This window comes from Rhodocyclaceae bacterium (assembly GCA_020248265.1).
Classification (GTDB): Bacteria; Pseudomonadota; Gammaproteobacteria; order Burkholderiales; family CAIKXV01; genus CAIKXV01.
This window is the reverse complement of sequence record JADCHX010000011.1, coordinates 362,313-383,649: the sequence shown is the minus strand read 5'-3', so window position 1 is coordinate 383,649 and position 21,337 is coordinate 362,313. Positions and strand designations below refer to the sequence as shown.

Here is a 21,337-nt window from a genome sequence, read left to right as displayed (position 1 = left end):
GCCTGTCAGGCAGCCAGCGAACGGTGCAGGCCCTGCAGGTCGTAAACCTTCATGCCGCGGATATCGCGCATGCCATAGGCTGCCGCTCGGGCACCGGCGACAGTGGTGAAGTTGGCGATGCGGCTCTGCAGCCCAGCCGCACGGATCGAGTACGAATCCTGGATCGCGGCACGCTTCTCCTCGACCGTATTGATGATCATCGCGATCTCGCCGTTCTTGATCATGTCGACGCAGTGCGGCCTGCCCTCGGTCACCTTGTTCACCGCTGCGACCGGCAGCCCTGCCGCCTCGAGCGCCGCAGCGGTACCACGGGTCGCGATCAGCGAGAAGCCGAGTTCATGCAGCACGCGCGCGACATCGATGATCTTCGGCTTGTCGGCGTCGCGCACGCTGATGAATACCTTGCCGCTGCGCGGCAGGCGCTCGCCGGCAGCCATCTGCGCCTTCACGAAGGCTTCGGCAAAGCTTTCGCCGACGCCCATCACCTCGCCGGTCGATTTCATCTCGGGGCCAAGGATCGAGTCGGCGCCGAGGAACTTGGCGAACGGGAAGACCGCCTCCTTCACCGAGAAGAAGTGCGGTACGACTTCCTTCGTCACGCCCTGCGTCGCGAGCGAGATACCGGCCATGCAGCGCGCGGCGATCTTCGCGAGCGGCAACCCGGTTGCCTTCGACACGAACGGCACCGTACGCGACGCACGCGGATTCACCTCGAGCACGTAGATCTGGTCGCCTTCGGGCGTCGACTGGATCGCGAACTGCACGTTCATCAGACCGACCACCTTCAGCGCCTTCGCCATCGCCACCGTCTGCGCGCGCAGTTCGTCCTGCAGCGCCGGGGACAGGCTGTACGGCGGCAGCGAACAGGCCGAATCGCCCGAATGCACGCCGGCCTGCTCGATGTGCTCCATCACGCCACCGATCAGCACCACCTTGCCGTCGCTCACCGCGTCGACGTCGACTTCGATCGCGTCGTTCAGGAATCGGTCGAGCAGCACCGGCGAATCGTTGGACACCTTCACTGCCTCGCGCATGTAGCGCTCGAGGTCCGCCTGCCGGTGCACGATCTCCATCGCCCGCCCGCCGAGCACGTAGCTAGGACGCACTACCAGCGGATAGCCGATCTCTTCGGCCAGCGCGATCGCCTTCGGCGCGCTGCGCGCGGTCCGGTTGGGCGGTTGCTTGAGCTTCAGCTTGTGGATCAGCTTCTGGAACCGCTCGCGGTCTTCCGCGACGTCGATCGAGTCGGGCGAGGTGCCGATGATCGGCACGCCGCAGCGCTCGAGGTCGCGCGCGAGCTTCAGCGGCGTCTGGCCGCCGAACTGCACGATCACCCCGAACGGCTTCTCGATGGCGACGATCTCGAGCACGTCTTCCAGCGTCAGTGGCTCGAAGTACAACCGGTCGGAGGTGTCGTAGTCGGTCGACACGGTCTCCGGGTTACAGTTGACCATGATGGTCTCGAAGCCGTCCTCGCGCAGCGCGAGCGCGGCGTGCACGCAGCAGTAATCGAACTCGATGCCCTGCCCGATGCGGTTCGGCCCGCCGCCGAGCACCATGATCTTCCGGTTCGACGTCGGATGCGACTCGCATTCCTCGTCGTAGGTGGAATACATGTAGGCGGTGGACGTGGCGAACTCGGCCGCGCAGGTATCGACCCGCTTGTAGACCGGGCGGATGCCGAAGCCGTGGCGCCGTTCGCGCACCGCATCCTCGGTGGCCTTCGTCAGGTAGGCAAGCCGACGGTCGGAGAACCCCTTGCGCTTGAGCATCCGGAGTTCCACCGGATCGAGGTCCTCGAGCGCACGCTTCTCGATCGACAACTCGAGGTCGACCAGTTCCTTGATCTGCACCAGGAACCAGGGGTCGATGCGGGTCAGTCGATGCACCTCGTCGAGCGACATGCCGACGCCGAACGCATCGGCCAGGAACCACAGCCGCTCCGGCCCGGGATAGGTCAGTTCATCCGCGATCGTCTCGGCATCGACCGTCTTCAGGTTGAAGCCGTCGACGCCGGTCTCGAGCCCGCGCAGCGCCTTCTGCAGCGACTCCTGGAAGGTGCGGCCCATGGCCATCACCTCGCCGACAGACTTCATCTGCGTGGTCAGCCGCGAATTGGCCTGCGGGAATTTCTCGAATGCGAACCGGGGTACCTTGGTGACCACGTAGTCGATCGACGGCTCGAACGAGGCTGGCGTAGCGCCACCGGTGATCTCGTTGCGCAACTCATCGAGCGTGTAGCCGACTGCCAGCTTGGCGGCAACCTTGGCGATCGGGAAACCGGTGGCCTTGGAAGCCAGCGCCGACGAGCGCGACACCCGCGGATTCATCTCGATGATCACCATCCGGCCGTCGGCCGGATTGATCGCGAACTGCACGTTCGAGCCACCGGTCTCGACGCCGATCTCGCGCAGGCAGGCGATCGAGGCGTTGCGCAGGATCTGGTATTCCTTGTCGGTGAGCGTCTGCGCCGGCGCGACGGTGATCGAGTCGCCGGTATGGACGCCCATCGGGTCGAGGTTCTCGATCGAGCAGACGATGATGCAGTTGTCGTTGCGGTCGCGCACGACCTCCATCTCGAATTCTTTCCAGCCGATCACCGACTCCTCGACCAGCACCTCCTTGGTCGGCGAAGCCTCCAGGCCGCGCTCGATGATCGCGACGAATTCTTCGCGGTTGTAGGCGATGCCCCCGCCAGTGCCGCCGAGGGTGAACGAGGGTCGGATGATCGTCGGGTAACCGACGACCGCCTGAACCTGCAGCGCCTCTTCCATGCTGTGGGCGAGTGCGGAACGGGGGCTCGCCAGGCCGATCTTCGCCATCGCCCGCTTGAACTTCTCGCGGTCTTCCGCCTTGTCGATCGCCTCGCGCGAGGCGCCGATCATCTCGACACCATGCTTCTCGAGCACGCCATGCTTCGCGAGGTCGAGCGCGCAGTTGAGCGCCGTCTGGCCGCCCATCGTCGGCAGCAGTGCGTCGGGCTTCTCGATCTCGATCACGCGTTCGACCATCTGCCAGGTGATCGGCTCGATGTAGGTCGCATCGGCCAGCCCCGGGTCGGTCATGATGGTCGCCGGATTGGAGTTGACCAGGATCACCCGGTACCCCTCGTCGCGCAGCGCCTTGCACGCCTGCGCGCCGGAATAGTCGAACTCGCACGCCTGGCCGATGACGATGGGACCAGCCCCGATGATCAGGACGCTCTTGATGTCCGTACGCTTAGGCACCGCGCACCTCCATCAGGCGGATGAACCGGTCGAACAGGTAGTCGACGTCATGCGGCCCGGGGCTCGCTTCCGGGTGCCCCTGGAAGCAGAACGCCGGACGGTCGGTACGCTCGAAACCCTGCAGGCTGCCGTCGAACAACGACACGTGCGTGACGCGCGCGGTGGACGGCAAGGTATCGGCATCGACCTGAAAGCCGTGATTCTGGCTGGTGATCATCACGCGTTTCGTGTCGAGGTCCTGTACCGGATGGTTCGCCCCGTGGTGGCCGAACTTCATCTTGCGAGTCTTCGCGCCACTGGCGAGGCCGAGCAGCTGGTGACCGAGGCAGATGCCGAACAGCGGCACTTCATGGTCGAGCAGCGTGCGGATCGCGGCGATCGCGTAGCCGCAGGGTTCCGGATCTCCGGGGCCATTGGACAGGAACACCCCATCGGGCTTCATGGCCAGCACGTCGGCTGCCGGCGTCTGCGCAGGCACGACGGTAAGGCGGCAGGCGCGCGAAGCCAGCATGCGCAGAATGTTGCGCTTGACCCCGAAATCGTAGGCCACCACGTGGAATCGTGGATCGGGCGGTGTCGAATGGCCGCTGCCGAGTGCCCATACACCCTCGGTCCAGGCATACGGGGCGGCGCAGGTGACATCCTTCGCGAGATCCATCCCGGCGAGGCCACTGAACCCGCGTGCCGCCGCGACCGCGCGGCCGGCGTCGAGCGTGGCAGCCGGGGCCGCTGCGGCGACCAGGCAGCCGCCCTGTGCTCCCTTCTCGCGCAGGATGCGGGTGAGCTTCCGGGTGTCGATCTCGGCGATGCCGGGCACGCCGGCTGCCTCGAGACAGGCCGTCAGCGATTGCGTCGAGCGAAAGTTGCTCGCGACCATCGACAGGTCACGGACGATCAGTCCGGCAGCAAAGACGCTCGCGGACTCCATGTCTTCCGGGTTGATGCCGACGTTGCCGATGTGGGGGCAGGTCAGGGTGACGATCTGACCAGCGTACGACGGGTCGGTCAGGATTTCCTGATAGCCTGACATCGACGTGTTGAACACGACTTCCCCGATCGATTCGACCGGTGCACCGATCGACACACCGTGGAAAATCGTTCCGTCGGCAAGCGCGAGCATGGCGGGCGGACGGGTTGACACGACAGAACCTCTCCAGACTTGGACGGCGGGCACGCTCCGGAGCGCGCACCGCTGCTTGCGGCCCGGGGGCAGCATGCGGATGGGTGCGAACAGCCCGCTGACGTGGCCCTCTGGGCCGTATACATGGCAAGCGGGACTGGCACGTGCACGTCCGGCGGGAAACACCCGGACATTCTCACGCCGTCCCGCAGAATATTTCGCGAATTATACGCGAACGGCCGCCCTTCGCCTACCGCCGGGGGAACCGCCTCAGTGCCCGCGCAGTCCGAGCACGTCCTGCATGTCATAGAGCCCCGGCGCGCGCCCATCGAGCCAGCGTACGGCGCGCAGCGCGCCCAGCGCATAGTTGGCGCGGCTGGAAGAACGATGCGTGATCTCGAGGCGCTCGCCGGCCCCGGCGAAGAACACGGTATGGTCTCCGACGATGTCTCCGCCCCGCGCCGAGTGGAACCCGATCTCGCGCACGGTACGCTCGCCGGTCACCCCCTCGCGGCCATGTACCGCGTCGGTCGCAAGGTCGCGGCCGAGCGCAGCCGCCGCGACCTCGCCCAGGCGCATCGCAGTGCCCGAGGGGGCATCGATCTTGTGCCGGTGATGGATCTCGAAGACCTCGACGTCGTAGGCATCGCCCAGGATGCGCGCCGCGGTCTCGACCAGCTTGAACGCCACGTTCACGCCGACGCTCATGTTGGGTGCGAACACCAGGGGGATTTCGCCAGCCGCCTGCGCGAGGCGGCCGCGCCCCGCCGCATCGAACCCAGTGGTACCAATCACCATCGATACGCCAGCAGCGCGGCAGGCATCGAGATGCGCAAGGGTCGCAACCGGCAGCGTGAAGTCGACCAGGGCATGCGCACCGTCGAGGGCGTGCGCGACATCGCTGCCGATCACCACGCCAGTGTGCACACCGGCACCGTCGCCGGCGTCGCGGCCGATCGAAGGACTGTCGGCACGGTCGAGTGCGGCATGCAGTCGCAGGTGGGGTGCGCGCGCGACCGCCTCGATCAGGGTACGACCCATCCTGCCGGATGCACCGGCGATCACCACGTTCAGTGTACGGTCCATCTGCTGCCTCATCTGTTGGGTGCGGCCGGGGCCGGCGGTACCGTACCGGAACCGGCAACCACGTCACCGTCGATGCGCGCCAGCTGATCGCCATCGAAGATCACCGTGACCCGCCGCTGCTGCGGTGCCTGTCCCTGGCGCCGGAGGAAATAGACGTAGTCCCAGCGGTCGTTGCGAAAAACGTCGACCACCAGCGGCGTGCCGAGCAGGAACCTCACCTGGGAACGGGTCATACCCAGCTTGAGCTTCGACAGCGATTCCTGTTCGATGACGTTGCCCTGCTGCAGCGGCGGCGAGTACGGCGTGGGCATGCGCACGCTGCAGCCGGCGAGCCCGAGGGCGATGGCGCCCGCCGCCACGAGCAGGCGAAAGGAACTGCCGCCGCCGCGGTGGTGCGACGAAACCGATTCGATGACGAGGCTGGACGGCATGGGGCGGGCTGGCCGAAGCGGGACGCGCCGGCGCTGGATTCGAGGTCGTATATGATACCTATCCTGGTAATGCGACCGCACGGAAGATGGTCTAATGGGCAAATCGCAGGAACTGAAGACGATCGGCCTCAAGGTAACGACCCCGCGGTTGCGCATCCTGAACCTGTTCGAGACGAGCCAGGTCCGGCATATGACCGCCGAAGAGGTCTACCGGCAACTCTCGAAAGACGGCATCGATATCGGGCTGGCGACGATCTACCGCGTCCTCACCCAGTTCGAACAGGCGGGCCTGCTCGAACGGCATCACTTCGAAGGCGGGCGGGCCGTGTTCGAACTCAAGCAGGACGGCCACCACGACCACCTGGTCTGCCTGCAGTGCGGCCGGGTCGAGGAGTTCTACGACCCGCAGATCGAGCGGCGCCAGGAGAAGGTCGCGGCGGAACGCGGCTTCGCGATCGTCGATCACTCCCTCTACCTCTACGCGGAGTGCCGCACCCCGGACTGCCCGCACCGCAGCCAGCCGGCGTAAGCCGTCGGGACGCACGGCCCGGCAGTACGGCAGCATCAACCCGCGGCCGCGTCCTCGCGCGCCTGGCGCAGGAGTTCGTCTGCGTGCTGGCGCGTGGTGGCAGTGATGCGTACGCCACCGAGCATCCGGGCGATCTCGTCGACGCGTGCGGCGGCGTCCAGCGGCTCGACGCGACTGACCGTCTGCCCGTCCACCACCCGCTTCGCCACCTGGTACTGGTGCGCCGCGCTGGCCGCGACCTGCGGCAGGTGGGTCACGCACATCACCTGGTGCGTACGGCCCAGTTCCCGCAGCAGGCGCCCGACGATCTCGGCGACCCCGCCGCCGATACCGGCATCCACCTCGTCGAACACGAGCAGCGGTACGTGCGTGGCTGCGCTGGTGACCTTTCGCAGGGCAAGGCTGATCCGCGACAGCTCACCACCGGAGGCCACCGCGGCGAGTGCCGCCGGCGGCATTCCCGGATTGGCGGATACGCGGAACTCGACGGTCTCGTCGCCATGCGGGCTGCCCGGAGAATCGACCGGCACGGACGCGGTCGCGGACACCGTGCTCTTGGCCTTCGCCGGGGCGGAGGTGCCGCGAACCCGGGACGCCGGCTGCAGCGAAGCGGACGGCGCTGCCGGTTGGGCGGGCAGGCCCTGGCCCGCGGCAGCGCCGACCGGCTGCAGCACCACCTCGAACCGGCCGCCAGCCATCGCCAGCGTCTGCATCGCCTCGGTGACGGCCGAGGCGAGACGCGCCGCCACGCGCTGCCGCGCCCGGGTCAGCAGCGCGGCGGCCTCCTTGTAGGCGGTGCGGGCCGAAGCCTCCGCGGCGGCGAGCGCACGCGGATCGGCGGCCCGGTCGAGCTGGCGCAGTTCAGCGTCCAGTCGTACGCGGAGCAGGCCCAGTTCGGCCGGCGCGACACGGAACTTGCGCGCGGCGTCGTGCACGGCTTCGATGCGGGCGTCGAGTTCCCGCAGCCGCGCCGGATCGATGTCGAGCCGGTCGCGGTAATGGCGCAGTTCGCGCACCGCTTCCTTGAGCTGCGCATCGGCCCCGGCCATCAGCTCGAGAGAAGCCTCGGCCTCGCGGTCGACGCTGGCACTGTCGCGCAGCCGCGCGAGCACGGCCGACACCTGAACAAGCGCGGACCCCTCGCCATCGCCGAGCGCGGCGAGCGCGTATTCCGCCGACTCGATCAGCGCCGCCGCGTTGCCCAGCCGCGCATGCTCCTGGTTGACCGCTTCCCATTCGCCGGCATCGAACGCGAGCGTCGCGAGCTGTGCGGTCTGCCATTCGAGTTCTTCGCGCCGCTGCGCCAGCTCGGCCTGCCCTCGCTCGGCCTCCTGGCGGGCGCGCCTGGCAGCCTGCCACGCCTGCCAGGCGGTGCCCGCCCGCGCCAGCAGGTCGGGGTGGCCACCGAAGCCGTCGAGGATCGCCCGCTGCTCGGCCGGCCGCGCCAGCGACTGATGCGAATGCTGCCCGTGGATGTCGACCAGCTGCTCGCCCAGTTCGCGCAACTGTCCGAGCGTGACGCTGCGGCCGTTGATGTACGCACGCGAACGGCCGCCGGCATCGACCACCCGCCGCAGCAGGCAGCCCTCCCCGTCGGGATCCGACAGTTCACGCGCCGCGAGCCATTCCGCAACGCCCGGTTCGCCCGCGATGTCGAATTCGGCCGACAGCTCGGCCCGCTCACGACCGGGACGCACCACGCCCGGATCCGCCCGGCCGCCAAGCAGCAGTCCGAGCGCATCGATCAGGATCGACTTGCCCGCGCCGGTCTCGCCTGTCAACGCGGAAAAGCCCGCGTCGAACTCGATCTCGAGTCGATCGACGATCACGAAATCGCGGATCGCCAGCGCACGCAGCGCGGCGGCCCGGCTGCTGTCCGGACGGGACGCCATCGCTACAGGGTTTCGCTCCACTTGAGCTTCTCGCGCAGCATGTGGAAGTAGTCGTAGTCGTTCGGATGCAGCAGCATGACGTCGTGGTCGGAACGGCGCACCTGCAGGCGGTCGGCGCTGCAGATCGCCGCGTCGGAATGGCTATCGAAACGCACCACCGCTTCGCTGCCCGCGTGCATCCTGACCTCGATCGACGAGCCGGCAGACACGATGATCGGCCGGTTCGACAGGGTATGCGGACAGATCGGCACCAGGCTCATCACCGACAGCGACGGATGCACGATCGGGCCGCCCGAGGACAGTGCATAGGCGGTAGACCCGGTCGGAGAGGCGATGATCAGGCCGTCTGCGCGCAGGCTGGTCACGTACTGCCCATCGACCGAAACATCGAATTCGATCATGCCGCCGCGCTCGCCCTTGCTGATGACGACGTCGTTGAACGCCAGCACGGTCGCGGGGGCTTCGACGGCCCCGGCATCGGCGGCGAGCGCGTCGCTGCCGGGGCCGACCGTCGCCTCGAGCAGCATGCGGGACTCGGCAAGATAGTGCCCATCGAGGATCGCATCGAGCGCAACCGCCATGCGGTCTACCGACAGGTCGGTGAGGAAACCCAGGCGCCCCTGGTTCACGCCGACCAGCGGCACGCCAAACGGCGCCAGCGTGCGCGCGATGTTCAGCATCGTACCGTCGCCGCCGAGCACCACGGCCAGCCCGGCACGCTGGCCGATTTCCTCCAGCGAGAGCGCGCCGGCCATGTCGCCGCCGACATGGGCCGCGGTCAGCCGGTCGATAAGAACCTCGACCCCGCGCGCGGCCAGGTGCCTCGCCAGATCGGCGAGCGGCTCGGCGATGAGCGGGCTCTTGTATTTGCCGATCAGGGCCACGGTACCGAAGGTGCGCGACGGCGTACGCAGTGCGGCTCGGCCGCCGGGCAGGACGCGGGCGCTGGCCCCGCCGTGCGGCGCAGCGCCGGACGGCTGGTCTGCCCCGAGAGGCGCGGGTCGGTAGGCTGGTTCGTTCATGGACGGATTAGAACACACACGTTCGGTGCCGAAACAGGATCGGCGGATGAACCGGGAAGGCCGGCGGCAGAGGGCTGCAGAGGGCGACAACGACGCTGGAAAGTGCGGCAGCCGGCGTACGCCACCGGCCATCGGGGACGGCGCCGCCAGCCCGGGCAACCGCAGGGTTGCCCCGCAGCGGTGTCCGATGGGTAGAATGAGGCCATGCTCAACGATCGTGCACAACTGCTGCTGAAGACGCTTATCGAGCGATACATCGCCGACGGCGACCCGGTGGGCTCGCGCACGCTCTCCAAGTACTCCGGGCTCGAACTGTCGCCGGCGAGCATTCGCAACGTGATGGCCGACCTCGAAGAGATGGGCTTCATCGCCAGCCCGCACACTTCGGCCGGACGCGTGCCGACCGCCCGCGGCTACCGCTTCTTCGTCGACACGCTGCTGCGGGTAAAGCCGCTCGAACAGGTCGAGATCACCCAGCTCGAGGGCCAGCTGGAGAATGACAGCCGGCGTCGGCTGGTCGCCTCGGCCTCGCACATGCTGTCCGAACTCACTGCGTTCGCGGGCGTGGTGATGACGCCGCGTCGCCAGGACCAGGCCTTCCGTCACCTCGAATTCCTGCGCCTGTCCGAAAAGCGCGTGCTGCTGATCGTCGTCGCGCCAGATGGCGAGGTGCACAACCGCATCCTCACCACGGCGCGCGACTACTCCGCGACCGAGCTGATCGAGGCATCGAATTTCGTCAATCAGCACTATGCCGGTACGGGGTTCGACCAGATCCGCCTTCGCCTGCAGGGTGAACTCGTGGCGCTGAAACAGGATGTGTCGGCGCTGATGAACGCCGCGATCGAAGTCGGCAGCGCAGCCATGACCAGCCCGGAAGACCTGGTGGTCTCGGGAGAGCGAAACCTGCTGGGCATCCCCGACCTGTCCACCGACATGGGGCGCCTGCGTGAACTGTTCAACGTGTTCGAGCGCAAGACCGCCCTGCTGCACCTGCTCGACACCAGCCTGCATGCGCAAGGCGTGCAGATATTCATCGGCGGCGAATCGGGCATCTCCCCGCTGGACGAGTGCAGCATCGTCACCGCACCCTATGAAGTGGACGGCCAGGTCGTCGGCACGCTCGGCGTGATCGGGCCGACCCGGATGGCGTACGAGCGGGTGATCCCGATCGTCGACATCACTGCAAAGCTGATCGGCAGTGCGCTCAGTCATCGCTGACCGCCGCCCCGGCGCGCGTCCGGGGAGCGTGGCCGGCGCCGCGGAGCGTCGGCACCCCTCCTTTACGGCACTGGACGCAGCGTGAGTACCGTCGCCTACCGCCACGGCACGCAACCGCGCATCGGCGTGTTGCTCGTGAACCTCGGCACTCCTGCCGCGCCGACAGCGCGCGCGTTCCGGCCGTACGTCAAGCAGTTCCTGTCGGATCCCCGGGTGATCGAGATACCGAAGCTGATCTGGTGGCCCATCCTCAACCTGATCATCCTGAATACGCGCCCGAAGAAGTCCGCCGCGAAGTACGCGATGATCTGGACACCAGAGGGTTCGCCGCTGCGCGTGTATACCGAACGGCAGGCGAAACTGCTGGCGGGCTACCTCGGCGAGCAGGTCAAGACACCGCTGACGGTCGACTTCGCGATGCGCTACGGCAAGCCCTCGATCGAGCAGCGCATACTCGAAATGGCAGCCGAAGGATGCGACCGCATCCTGGTCCTGCCCTTGTATCCGCAGTACTCGGCCAGCGCGACCGCGACGGTGTTCGATGCCACGTTCGACGTGCTGAAGAAGATGCGCAATCCGCCGGCACTTCGTACCGTCAAGCATTTCCATGACGACCCGGCCTACATCCAGGCGCTCAAGACCAACGTGCAGCGCTACTGGTCAGAGAACGGTCGGCCGGATCTGCTCGTGATCAGCTTCCACGGCATCCCGCGTTTCGCGCTCGACCGCGGCGACCCGTATCACTGCGAATGCCACAAGACCGGCCGGTTGCTGGCAGAGGCGCTCGGGCTACCGCCCGAGAAGTACCGGGTCACCTTCCAGTCCCGCTTCGGGCAGGCTGAATGGCTGAAGCCGTACACGTCAGAGACGCTGGAAGAACTCGGACGCGCCGGTACCCGGCGGGTGGATGTCGTGTGTCCCGGCTTCGTCGCCGACTGCCTCGAGACGCTCGAAGAAATCGGCATCGAAGGCAAGAGCAGCTTCCTGTATGCCGGCGGCAAGGAGTACCACAGCATCCCGTGCCTGAACGATCGGCCCGACTGGATACATGCGCTGACCGGCCTGGTCACAACGCACCTCGCGGGCTGGATCGACACCGGCCTCGATCCGAAAGCGGCAGCCGCGGCCAGCGACGCGACCCGCGAGCGTGCGCTGGCGCTGGGCGCGCGCGACTGACCTACGGCCCGGTCGCTACGGCCGAGTGCTGGAGCGTCTGCGCGCGGCGTAGCTCAGGAACCGCCGCCGGTCCGGTTGCGGGACGAAGAGTCGGCGGCCGACGGCTCGAAGGTCTGATGCGAAAACATCGTGCGCGACACACCGGCGAACGTGGAATTGGCAGCGGAGGCGAAACTTCCGGTCGGGTCTGGCTTGTTCGATGCGGATGCCGATGCTGAACCATAACCCGAAGTGGAGGAGCGACCAGGCCAGGCGATGGCCTCCAGATCGCCCCCTGTTCCATCGGCTGGCACGAGTTCGAGGTTCATCATGCTGGGCACCGGAGCACGCGCCGGCGCCGAGTGCTCGCTCACCACTGCGTTAGCGCTGTGCAGGCGGCGGATCAGCGCGTCGATCAGCACGCTCTGGAAGTGTTCCTTGCACTCTTCGGACGCGATTTCATAGGCGGCCAGATTGACCTCGAGAAACGTGACATCGCCCATGGCAACGACGGTTGCCGTACGCACCGGATGCGTCTGATTCAGGAAGGCCATCTCGCCTAGCACTTCGCCCGGCCCGAGGCGGGCGAGCACGCGGCGGTCGCGAGATACCTCGACCTCGCCGGCGATCAGCACGCCGAAGGTGTGGGTTTCGTCACCCTCCTCCATCAGGGCAGCGCCGTCATCGAAGTGATGCCAGGTGGCGATACGAAGCACCTCCCACAGCTCGACGCGTTCGAACTGCGCGAACACCGGCAGCGAGCGCAGCAGTTCGAACCGGTCGCTCAGCTTTTCCGTCTCTTCGTCCTTCAGCTGGTAGCGCGCGCCCGCGAGGTCCTTGCCGAAATCGGCACCGGTCTTGTAGCGGGAATAAAGGTCCTTCTCGAGCGCCCGCTTCACGATCGGGTCGAGTTCAGGCGGGATCACCGGATTCAGCGCGCTTACCGACGGCGCGTCGGAATTGATGATCTTGTAGATCAGTTCGGGGTAGTGCTTGGCGCGGAAAGGCACCCGGCCGGTGAGCATCATGAAAAGCACGACACCGAGCGAGTACAGGTCGGTCTGCTGGTTCAGGGCATAGCCCTTGACCTGCTCCGGCGACATGTAGGCCGGAGACCCGACCCCCATCACGAAGGTGGAGTCGTGCTCGGACTGCTTCTGCATGTTCAGGGCCAGCCCGAAATCCATGATCTTCGGGTTGTCGTCGGGACCGACCATGATATTGGCGGGCTTGATGTCCCGGTGCACGACCCCCTGCCGGTACGCATAGTCGATTGCAAGGCAGCACTTGAAGATGATGCCGACGACCCGGGGCAACGGCAGCAACCGGTCGAACGTACAGAACTCGGCGAGGGTCGCTCCCTCGACATACTCCATGGCCATCAGGGCGGTGTTCTGGTCGACCACCGTGTCGTAAACCTTGACGATGTTCGGATGGTCGAGGCGCGCGGCCACCGCGCCCTCGGTCTGGAACAGCTTGCGCAGCCGCCGGTGCTGCTTGATCCGCGCCTCGCCCGGCTCCAGCTCGCCGCCGAACTTGATGACCTTCAGCGCGACCTGACGATCGTGGTGCGGATCGTGGGCGAGATAGACAGTCGCGGTCGCACCGCGACCGAGCTGACGGACGATCTGGAAACGACCAATCCGCGCCGGCTTGGAATCAGCTTCGGACACTATCGGCTCGCGCTATTTTTCGACATTCCAACATTATGCGCCTGCTTTGCGCCAGCCGGAAGCCAACTTTGCACGTTTTCAGCCCTTGAATCCTGCCGGAGTGTCCCCATCAACCCATCGTGGGTTGATGCAAGCACCGAAGCGGAAGCGAATCGACGCACGCACCAGGCCCGGGCTGGATTGAAACAGGAACGTGAAACAGGAACGGAACCCGGGGGCGTTCGATCCCGCGTTCCGAATACGCCAAGGAAAGGCACACCAATGTCGCAACATGATACATCCCAGGCCGGTCAGCCGGAATCGCCGCAGGATCCGGCAACAGCCACCCACGGCGCGCCGGCCGATGCGGCAGGGCTCGCCGAGGCGCTGGCCAGGGCCGAAACCCTTGCGCAGGAGCACCAGGAAAACTGGCTGCGGGCAAAGGCCGAAGCTGACAATATCCGCAAGCGTGCGCAGGCAGACGTATCGAGTGCCCACAAGTACGCGATCGACAACTTCGCTGGCGAACTGCTTCCGGTTTACGACGCGCTCGATGCCGCGCTGGCCACCGGAAACGCGACGGCAGAGTCACTGCGCGATGGGGTTGAACTGACGCGCAAGCAGCTCAAGGCGGCGTTCGAGAAGTTCGGAGTCACGGTGCTCGACCCGACCGGCGAGAAATTCGACCCTCACCACCATCAGGCGATGACTGCCATCGAGTCCGACGCCCCGGCGCACTCGGTGCTGCAGGTGTTCCAGAAGGGCTTCAAGCTGCACGATCGGGTGATCCGGCCTGCGATGGTCGCGGTCGCCAAGCCCAGGCCCGGTACGGACGATTCCGGCACGGCCCCTGCTTGAAAAGCGCGCCTCCGATCCCAAGCTTTGACGCATGCGCAGGATCCTGAGGCGGACGCCAGGCTTTCCTGCAAGCGCCATCTACCCTGCAGAATCAACGAACTCCCCGAGAGGAACAGCAAATGGGCAAGATCATCGGCATCGACCTGGGCACCACGAATTCCTGCGTGTCGATCATCGAGAACGGGCAACCGAAGGTGATCGAGAACGCCGAAGGCGCGCGTACGACGCCGTCGATCATCGGTTATGCCGATGACGGCGAGATCCTGGTCGGTGCGCCGGCCAAGCGGCAGGCCGTCACCAACCCGAAGAACACGCTGTATGCGGTGAAACGACTGATCGGACGGCGCTTCGAGGAGAAGGAAGTGCAGAAGGACATCGACCTGATGCCCTATACGATCGCCAAGGCCGACAACGGCGACGCCTGGGTCGAGGTGCGCGGGCGCAAGATCGCCCCGCCGGAGGTGTCGGCGCAGGTATTGATGAAGATGAAGAAGACCGCCGAGGACTACCTCGGCGAACCGGTGACCGAAGCCGTGATCACCGTGCCGGCCTACTTCAACGACTCGCAGCGCCAGGCGACCAAGGACGCCGGCCGCATCGCCGGCCTCGAAGTGAAGCGGATCATCAACGAACCGACCGCCGCTGCGCTGGCCTTCGGCCTGGACAAGAAGAAGGGCGACCGCAAGATAGCGGTATACGACCTCGGCGGCGGCACGTTCGACGTGTCGATCATCGAGATCGCCGAAGTGGAAGGCGAGCACCAGTTCGAGGTGCTGTCGACCAACGGCGACACCTTCCTCGGCGGCGAAGACTTCGACCAGCGCCTGATCGAATACCTGGTCGACGAATTCCGGAAGGATTCCGGCATCGACCTGAAGAAGGACATCCTCGCGCTGCAGCGGCTGAAGGACGCCGCCGAGAAGGCGAAGATCGAACTGTCGAGCGCGCAACAGACCGAGGTGAACCTGCCCTACATCACCGCCGACGCCAGCGGCCCGAAGCACATGGCGGTGAAGATCACGCGCGCCAAGTTCGAGAGCCTGGTCGACGACCTGATCCAGAAAACCATCGAGCCGTGCCGCATCGCGATCAAGGATGCTGGCGTGAAGATCTCCGACATCGAGGACGTGATCCTGGTCGGCGGCCAGACGCGCATGCCGAAGGTGCAGGATGTCGTTAAGGAAGTGTTTGGCCGCGAGCCGCGCCGTGACGTCAACCCGGACGAGGCGGTGGCCGTCGGTGCCGCGATCCAGGGCGGCGTGCTGCAGGGCGATGTGAAGGACGTGCTGCTGCTGGACGTGACGCCGCTGTCCCTGGGCATCGAAACGCTCGGCGGCGTGATGACCAAGCTTATCCAGAAGAACACGACCATCCCGACCAAGGCTTCGCAGGTGTTCTCGACCGCAGACGACAACCAGTCGGCCGTGACCATTCACGTGCTGCAGGGCGAGCGCGAGATGTCTGCCGGCAACAAGAGCCTCGGCCAGTTCAACCTGACCGACATTCCGCCGTCGCCGCGCGGCATGCCGCAGATCGAGGTCACCTTCGACATCGATGCCAACGGCATCCTGCACGTGTCGGCGAAGGACAAGGCCACTGGCAAGGAGAACAAGATCAAGATCCAGGCGAGCTCCGGGCTCACCGAGGAAGAGATCCAGCGCATGGTGAAGGATGCCGAGGCGAATGCCGAGGAAGACAAGAAGATCCTGGAACTGGTCACCGCGCGCAACCAGGCCGACGGCATGGTCCACACCGTGAAGAAGTCCCTGGCCGACCACGGAGCAACGCTGGAGGCCGGCGAGAAGGAAAAGATCGAAGCGGCGCTGAAGGAGGCCGAGGAGGCGATCAAGGGCAGCGACAAGGAGAAGATCGACGCGGCTACCCAGGCACTCGCGATGGCCTCGCAGAAGCTCGGCGAGAAAATGTACGCCCAGGAGCAGGGCAAGCCCGCCGGCGGTGCCGATGCCGGCGCAGCCGGCAGCGCTGGCAAGGACGACGGCAACGTGGTCGATGCCGAGTTCGAGGAAGTTAAGGAAACGAAGAAGTAACGGGCAGCACCCCGGGCGAAGGCGGCTGAGCGATCAGCCGCCTTTCGCTTGTGGTGGACGCACTGCGAAACGACCGTCCAACCCGAACCCTGCCCTGCAGCAGTCGAAGAGAAAGACCGATGGCCAAGCGTGACTACTACGAAGTGCTCGGCGTCAACCGGGATGCCGACGAGGACACGCTGAAGAAAGCGTACCGCCGGCTGGCGATGAAGCACCATCCCGACCGGAACCCGGACAACCCGAAATCGGAAGAGGCATTCAAGGAGGCGAAGGAAGCCTACGAGATGCTGTCCGACCCCAGCAAGCGCGCAGCCTACGACCAGTACGGCCATGCGGGCGTCGATTCCTCGATGGGCGGCGGCGGCGCCGGCATGGGCGGCTTCGCCGATGCGTTCGGCGACATCTTCGGCGAGATCTTCGGTGGCGGCGGACGCGGACGCAACGGCGTCTACCGCGGGGCCGACCTGCGCTACAACCTCGAGATCTCGCTCGAGGAGGCGGCACGCGGCACCGACACGCAGATCCGCATCCCGAACCAGGCGAAGTGCGAGGTCTGCGAAGGCAGCGGCGCAAAGCCCGGTACCAGGCCGGTGGGCTGCCCCACCTGCGACGGCCATGGCCAGGTGCGCATGCAGCAGGGCTTCTTCTCGATCCAGCAGACCTGCCCGCGCTGCCACGGCACAGGCAAGATCGTGCCGACCCCCTGCACGAACTGCAACGGCGCCGGCTTCGTGAAGCAGCAGAAGACGCTGTCGGTGAAAATCCCGGCCGGTGTCGACGACGGCGACCGCATCCGGCTTTCGGGCGAAGGCGAGGCTGGCGCGAACGGCGGTCCGCCCGGCGATCTGTACGTCGTGATGCACCTGAAGCCGCACGCGATCTTCAAGCGCGACGGGAACGACCTGCATTGCGACATGCCGGTGAGCATCGCAACGGCCGCCCTGGGCGGCGAGATCGAGATCCCCACGCTCGACGGCCATGCACAGATCCGCATACCTGCCGAGACACAGACGGGCAAGGTGTTCCGGCTGCGCGGCAAGGGTATCAAGCAGGTGCGTGGTTCAGGCTTCGGCGACCTGCTGTGCCATGTGTACGTCGAGACGCCGGTGAACCTGACCCATCGGCAGCGCGAACTGCTGGAGGAATTCGAAGCCATCGCGAAGGAAGATCCTTCGCGGCACAATCCTCAGGCAAAGGGCTGGTTCGACAAGGTGCGCGACTTCTTCGGCGGCTAGCCCGGGCAGGCCCGGTCGACCGGCACCGGGTGGCGTGGCCAGCTAGATCAGGTCGCCGGGGTCGAAATCGGCCCCGGTATCGTGCGCATCGTCGTCGAACAGCGCAGTGGCGGCGGCCACCAGCAGGTTGCCGCCGAGTACCCCGGCACTGATCGCCGCCGCATCACGCAGGAAACCACGCGACGGAAGCGCAGCGGCGGCACGCGCCGCGCTGTCGGCGCTGTCGGCCGGCGTACTCGCCGGCATTCCCGGATCGTTAGCAGCGATCGCTGCGCCGCCGCGCAGGCGCGCGATCTCCGCGTGCACCTGCGCCAGCGCGACCTCCAGTACCAGAGCCCGCTGCAGCAGCAGGTAGGGAGCATCGGCGCGCGCCGCCACCAGCCGCTGCACTGCTCGCTGTGCGTCGATGTCCTTCGCTTCTTCAGGGTGCCGCAGCACTCGGTTGACCAGTGCGGCCAGCAGTTCGCGCGCTTGCTCGTCCATCGCAGCCTCGTGCACGCTAGGGAATATCGAGCACAACCTGCCCGATCTTCGTGCCCGATTCCACCGCGCGGTGCGCGTCCACCGCATGCTCCAGCGGAAAACGCCCGGAGATCGCAAATGAAGGTCCGCCGACTGACTTTTCTTCCCGCAACCAGCGGCCGATGTCGGCGATCGCGTGGCGCTTCGCGGCATCGGGCATGGTGTAGACGAACACCTGCCGCACCACCGGGTTCTTCCAGAGCATCGACGCATAGGGAAGCTCGGGCACCGGCTTGCCGGTAGTCGCGTAGGCGGCGATCGCACCGTTGGGCCGCAGCAGTTCAGCAGACACCGGCAGGTTCACGCCGAGGTCGACCTCCACCACCCGATCGATGCCGCCCAGCGCCGCCCGCACTTCCCGCACCACGTCCGAACGCCGGTAGTCGACCACGACGTCTGCGCCTGCCGCGTGCGCATGCGCGGCCTTCTCGGGCGAACTGACCGTCGCGGCCACGCGAGCCCCGGCCCATTTCGCCAACTGGATCGCGTAGTGGCCGACGACGCCCGCGCCGCCGGTGACCAGCACGTTCAGGCCAGCGACCGGCCCGTCGGCGAACAGGCACCGGTGGGCGGTCATGCAGGGGATGCCGAGGCATGCGCCCTGCGCGAAATCGAGCGATTCCGGCAAGGGAACGGCCAGCGTCTCGGGCAGGCAGACGAACTGCGCGCTCGCCCCGAACGGCCGGCCCCACTGCGCGTTGTAGATCCAGACGCGCTCGCCGATTCGTCCGGGGTCGACGTAGGGTCCGACGCGGTCGATGCGGCCGGCACCGTCGCTGCCCGGGATCACGTAAGGTGGTATCGGCTTGCGCGAACCGGCGCGCGCCTTCACGTCAGAGGGATTCACCGCTGCGGCATGCAGCCGGACGCGAACCTCGTGCGGACCGGGCTCCGGGTCGGGCCTTTCGCCGACCTGCAACACCTCGCCTGCAGGCCCGTTCGTTTCGTACCATGCGGCAAGCATCGCGACTCCGTCAGTTCGGCTGGATGTTTGCAGTCTGCACGACCTGCTTCCAGCGCGCTATCTCGCCCCGGAGGAAGGCCTCGAACTCGGCGCTGGTGTTGGCGACCACCTCGAAGCCGATCTCGTCCATCGACTGGCGTACCTGCGGGAGCCTGAGCGCCGAGACCACCGCGCCTTCCATCCGGCTGCGGATGTCCTTCGGCAGGCCTCGCGGAGCAGCGAACGCCTGCCAGGAATAGACCTCGAAGCCCGGGAAGCCGAGCTCTAGCATCGTCGGTACTTCAGGCAACTGCGGAGACCGGCGATCGCCGGTGACTGCGAGCGCACGCAGCCGGCCGGCCTTGATGTGGCCCGTCGCCGCGCCGAGGTTCTGGAACGACGCATCGACCTGGCCGCCGACCATGTCGGCCATCGCGGCGGCACCGCCCTTGTATGGCACATGGATGCCGGTGGTCTTCGTCCGTTGCCAGAACAGCTCGGCAGAAAGATGGTCAGAAGACCCTGTGCCCGACGACACGAAGGTCAGCTTGCCGGGGGTCTTCTGCAGCAGGCCGATCAGGTCCTTCACGCTCGCCGCGGCGACCTTCTGGCTGGTGATCAGCACATTCGGGTTCCGTACCGCGACGGTAAGCAGGTCGTAGTCGCGCAGCGGGTCGTAGGAAAGGTCCTTGAACAGCGCAACGTTGATCGCGAACACTCCGATCGAGCCGACCATCAGCGTGTATCCGTCGGGGCTGGCCTTGGCCAGCATCTGGCCGGCGATCGCACCGTTGGCGCCGGGCCGGTTATCGACGATGACAGTCTGGCCGAGCGCCTCCTGCATGCGCAGGGCGACGCTGCGTCCGACAATGTCCGAGGAGCCGCCAGCGACAAACGGCACGAGCATCCTGAGCGGCCGATTCGGCCAGGCGGTTCCCTGTGCCTGCGACGATGTCGGCGGCAGGGCCAGGCACAACGGGATCGACAGCAGGCATGCAGCATGGGCCGCGAAAGCGGCGACGGTGCGCTTCATCGGTCTTGCTCCTCCGGTTCGGCCGCCCGACGGTTGCGTGCGGACACTCGTTTATTTTCTCTGCCCGCACAGCGTACCGCAAAGCGCACACGGGACGCGTAGTAACATCGATGCACTGCAACGCGGACGCGACTCCATGGAAGCTTACCTCCTCGACTGGGCCAGCCTGCTGCTGCGCTGGCTGCACGTGATCGCCGGCATCGTCTGGATCGGCGCCTCCTTCTATTTCGTCGCGCTCGACAACTCGCTCGATCCGCCGAACCCACCGAAGAAGGGTGTGCTCGGCGAGAACTGGTCCATCCACGGCGGCGGCTTCTACCACAAGCAGAAGTACGTGGTCGCGCCCGACCGGCTGCCGGAGCGGCTGCACTGGTTCAAGTGGGAAGCCTACTGGACCTGGATCAGCGGCTTCGCGCTGTTCGTGGTCACCTACTACCTCCATGCCGAGACCATGCTGATCGACCGCGCGGTACTCGACATCGCGCCGTCGACCGCGGTGCTGGCGAGCCTCGGCCTGATCGTCGCCGGCTGGCTGGTCTATGACGGGCTGTGCCGATCGCCGCTGGGCAGGCATGACGGGTGGCTCGCACTGGTGGGCTTCGTGCTGATCGCCCTGGCCGCCTGGGGCTGCGCGCAGGTGTTCGGCGGGCGCGGCGCCTACCTGCAGGTGGGCGTGATGGTGGGGACCATCATGGTGGCCAACGTGGCGATGGTGATCATTCCGGGCCAGAAGAAGATGGTCGCGGCCATGTCCGCCGGCGAGGTGCCGGATCCGAAGTACGGCCGCTGGGGCAAGCAGCGCTCGGTACACAACAACTACGTGACGCTGCCGGTCGTGTTCATCATGCTGTCCGGACACTATCCGATGACCTATGGCCATCCGCAGGCATGGGCAGTACTGGTCGCGGTGTTCCTGATCGGCGGCGTCGTCCGTCACTACTTCAACCGGCGCAATGCCGGCCAGACCATCGCCTGGCTGCCGGCGGCGGCTGCGGCAATGGTGGTCGTGCTCGCGGCACTGATCGTGCCGCGAGCACCCGAAGGCAGCGCCGGTCGCACGGCGACGATCGCCGACGTGCAGCAGGTAATCGCGCTGCGCTGCCAGTCGTGCCACGCGGCCACGCCGACGCAGCCGGGATTCGCACAGCCGCCGGGGGGCATCATGCTCGATACACCCGAGCGGATCGCACAGCTTGCGCAGAAGATCCACCAGCAGACCGTACTGGCGAAGGTGATGCCGCCCGGCAACCTGACCGGCATCACCGACGACGAGCGTGCGATCATCGCCGCCTGGTATCGCGACGCCGCTCCCGGGCGCTGACCGGAAAGGCAGATGCCGGAGGTGCCGGGGTCTGACCCTGGG

17 protein-coding genes are annotated in these 21,337 nt (G+C 66.5%); 7 read left to right on the top strand and 10 right to left on the bottom strand.

Features of this window, described 5'->3' with window-relative positions:
• Window positions 1–5 precede the first annotated feature (5 nt).
• From carB to ING98_12700, 4 genes are all read right to left on the bottom strand, one after another.
• The gene (gene carB / locus ING98_12715; protein MCA3102730.1) at window positions 6–3,227 is read right to left on the bottom strand and encodes a carbamoyl-phosphate synthase large subunit; all 3,222 of its coding nucleotides are present in this window, start codon (window positions 3,225–3,227) and stop codon (window positions 6–8) included.
• Window positions 3,220–4,443 carry a glutamine-hydrolyzing carbamoyl-phosphate synthase small subunit gene (gene carA / locus ING98_12710; GenBank protein MCA3102729.1) on the bottom strand — a complete coding sequence of 408 codons (1,224 nt, stop codon included), beginning with the start codon at window positions 4,441–4,443 and terminating at the stop codon, window positions 3,220–3,222. The genes carB and carA overlap by 8 nt, the downstream gene beginning before the upstream one ends.
• Window positions 4,444–4,617: 174 nt before the next feature.
• Window positions 4,618–5,433 (bottom strand): 4-hydroxy-tetrahydrodipicolinate reductase, encoded by an 816-nt coding sequence (gene dapB / locus ING98_12705; protein MCA3102728.1) that lies wholly within the window; start codon window positions 5,431–5,433, stop codon window positions 4,618–4,620.
• A gap of 8 nt (window positions 5,434–5,441) precedes the next feature.
• Window positions 5,442–5,864, bottom strand: coding sequence for an outer membrane protein assembly factor BamE (locus ING98_12700; GenBank protein ID MCA3102727.1), 423 nt, complete (start codon window positions 5,862–5,864; stop codon window positions 5,442–5,444).
• Window positions 5,865–5,958: 94 nt separating this feature from the next.
• On the opposite strand from ING98_12700, the gene fur reads away from it, so the two are divergent.
• Window positions 5,959–6,393 carry a ferric iron uptake transcriptional regulator gene (gene fur / locus ING98_12695; GenBank protein ID MCA3102726.1) on the top strand — a complete coding sequence of 145 codons (435 nt, stop codon included), beginning with the start codon at window positions 5,959–5,961 and terminating at the stop codon, window positions 6,391–6,393.
• 35 nt (window positions 6,394–6,428) lie between these two features.
• Here the strand turns inward: fur and recN are convergent, their stop codons facing one another.
• Both recN and ING98_12685 read right to left on the bottom strand, forming a co-directional pair.
• Entirely contained in the window at window positions 6,429–8,285 is a 1,857-nt protein-coding gene (gene recN, locus ING98_12690) for a DNA repair protein RecN (protein ID MCA3102725.1), read from the bottom strand.
• Between the two features lie 2 nt (window positions 8,286–8,287).
• Window positions 8,288–9,307 (bottom strand): NAD kinase, encoded by a 1,020-nt coding sequence (locus ING98_12685; protein ID MCA3102724.1) that lies wholly within the window; start codon window positions 9,305–9,307, stop codon window positions 8,288–8,290.
• Window positions 9,308–9,511: 204 nt separating this feature from the next.
• Here ING98_12685 and hrcA point away from each other — a divergent pair, with 204 nt between their 5' ends.
• Both hrcA and ING98_12675 read left to right on the top strand, forming a co-directional pair.
• Window positions 9,512–10,528 (top strand): heat-inducible transcriptional repressor HrcA, encoded by a 1,017-nt coding sequence (gene hrcA / locus ING98_12680; protein MCA3102723.1) that lies wholly within the window; start codon window positions 9,512–9,514, stop codon window positions 10,526–10,528.
• Window positions 10,529–10,609: 81 nt separating this feature from the next.
• The gene (locus ING98_12675) at window positions 10,610–11,704 is read left to right on the top strand and encodes a ferrochelatase (protein ID MCA3102722.1); all 1,095 of its coding nucleotides are present in this window, start codon (window positions 10,610–10,612) and stop codon (window positions 11,702–11,704) included.
• A 53-nt stretch (window positions 11,705–11,757) separates the two neighbouring features.
• Here ING98_12675 and ING98_12670 read toward each other — a convergent pair whose 3' ends face one another.
• On the bottom strand, window positions 11,758–13,356 hold the full coding sequence (locus tag ING98_12670; protein ID MCA3102721.1) for a protein kinase: 1,599 nt from the start codon (window positions 13,354–13,356) through the stop codon (window positions 11,758–11,760).
• 261 nt (window positions 13,357–13,617) lie between these two features.
• Here ING98_12670 and grpE point away from each other — a divergent pair, with 261 nt between their 5' ends.
• The 3 genes from grpE to dnaJ all read left to right on the top strand — a co-directional run bounded on the left by grpE (window position 13,618) and on the right by dnaJ (window position 17,476).
• Window positions 13,618–14,193: a nucleotide exchange factor GrpE gene (gene grpE / locus ING98_12665; protein MCA3102720.1), complete on the top strand. Its 576-nt coding sequence runs from the start codon at window positions 13,618–13,620 to the stop codon at window positions 14,191–14,193.
• A 119-nt stretch (window positions 14,194–14,312) separates the two neighbouring features.
• A complete protein-coding gene (dnaK, locus tag ING98_12660; protein ID MCA3102719.1) occupies window positions 14,313–16,241 on the top strand; it encodes a molecular chaperone DnaK in 1,929 nt (642 codons plus the stop codon).
• A gap of 119 nt (window positions 16,242–16,360) precedes the next feature.
• The gene (gene dnaJ, locus ING98_12655; protein MCA3102718.1) at window positions 16,361–17,476 is read left to right on the top strand and encodes a molecular chaperone DnaJ; all 1,116 of its coding nucleotides are present in this window, start codon (window positions 16,361–16,363) and stop codon (window positions 17,474–17,476) included.
• Between the two features lie 42 nt (window positions 17,477–17,518).
• On the opposite strand, the gene ING98_12650 is transcribed toward dnaJ, so the two are convergent.
• Genes ING98_12650 through ING98_12640 form a run of 3 tightly spaced genes read right to left on the bottom strand, consistent with a single transcriptional unit; the run spans window position 17,519 to window position 19,974 of the window.
• Window positions 17,519–17,959, bottom strand: a complete 441-nt coding sequence (locus ING98_12650; GenBank protein ID MCA3102717.1) for a DUF2076 family protein — start codon at window positions 17,957–17,959, stop codon at window positions 17,519–17,521.
• 16 nt (window positions 17,960–17,975) lie between these two features.
• Window positions 17,976–18,962 (bottom strand): NADPH:quinone reductase, encoded by a 987-nt coding sequence (locus tag ING98_12645; GenBank protein ID MCA3102716.1) that lies wholly within the window; start codon window positions 18,960–18,962, stop codon window positions 17,976–17,978.
• Between the two features lie 10 nt (window positions 18,963–18,972).
• Window positions 18,973–19,974: a tripartite tricarboxylate transporter substrate binding protein gene (locus tag ING98_12640; GenBank protein ID MCA3102715.1), complete on the bottom strand. Its 1,002-nt coding sequence runs from the start codon at window positions 19,972–19,974 to the stop codon at window positions 18,973–18,975.
• A gap of 136 nt (window positions 19,975–20,110) precedes the next feature.
• On the opposite strand from ING98_12640, the gene ING98_12635 reads away from it, so the two are divergent.
• Complete coding sequence (locus ING98_12635) at window positions 20,111–21,295, top strand: urate hydroxylase PuuD (GenBank protein MCA3102714.1); 1,185 nt, start codon at window positions 20,111–20,113, stop codon at window positions 21,293–21,295.
• The last annotated feature ends 42 nt before the right edge of the window (window positions 21,296–21,337 follow it).

What these genes read in the sequence shown, in the direction of transcription:
- carA (MCA3102729.1), bottom strand. Translation starts at nt 4,443, where the DNA reads ATGCTGCCCCCGGGCCGCAAGCAGCGGTGCGCGCTCCGGAGCGTGCCC.
- dapB (MCA3102728.1), bottom strand. Translation starts at nt 5,433, where the DNA reads ATGGACCGTACACTGAACGTGGTGATCGCCGGTGCATCCGGCAGGATG.
- ING98_12700 (MCA3102727.1), bottom strand. Translation starts at nt 5,864, where the DNA reads ATGCCGTCCAGCCTCGTCATCGAATCGGTTTCGTCGCACCACCGCGGC.
- fur (MCA3102726.1), top strand. Translation starts at nt 5,959, where the DNA reads ATGGGCAAATCGCAGGAACTGAAGACGATCGGCCTCAAGGTAACGACC.
- recN (MCA3102725.1), bottom strand. Translation starts at nt 8,285, where the DNA reads ATGGCGTCCCGTCCGGACAGCAGCCGGGCCGCCGCGCTGCGTGCGCTG.
- ING98_12685 (MCA3102724.1), bottom strand. Translation starts at nt 9,307, where the DNA reads ATGAACGAACCAGCCTACCGACCCGCGCCTCTCGGGGCAGACCAGCCG.
- hrcA (MCA3102723.1), top strand. Translation starts at nt 9,512, where the DNA reads ATGCTCAACGATCGTGCACAACTGCTGCTGAAGACGCTTATCGAGCGA.
- grpE (MCA3102720.1), top strand. Translation starts at nt 13,618, where the DNA reads ATGTCGCAACATGATACATCCCAGGCCGGTCAGCCGGAATCGCCGCAG.
- dnaK (MCA3102719.1), top strand. Translation starts at nt 14,313, where the DNA reads ATGGGCAAGATCATCGGCATCGACCTGGGCACCACGAATTCCTGCGTG.
- dnaJ (MCA3102718.1), top strand. Translation starts at nt 16,361, where the DNA reads ATGGCCAAGCGTGACTACTACGAAGTGCTCGGCGTCAACCGGGATGCC.
- ING98_12650 (MCA3102717.1), bottom strand. Translation starts at nt 17,959, where the DNA reads ATGGACGAGCAAGCGCGCGAACTGCTGGCCGCACTGGTCAACCGAGTG.
- ING98_12645 (MCA3102716.1), bottom strand. Translation starts at nt 18,962, where the DNA reads ATGCTTGCCGCATGGTACGAAACGAACGGGCCTGCAGGCGAGGTGTTG.
- ING98_12640 (MCA3102715.1), bottom strand. Translation starts at nt 19,974, where the DNA reads ATGAAGCGCACCGTCGCCGCTTTCGCGGCCCATGCTGCATGCCTGCTG.
- ING98_12635 (MCA3102714.1), top strand. Translation starts at nt 20,111, where the DNA reads ATGGAAGCTTACCTCCTCGACTGGGCCAGCCTGCTGCTGCGCTGGCTG.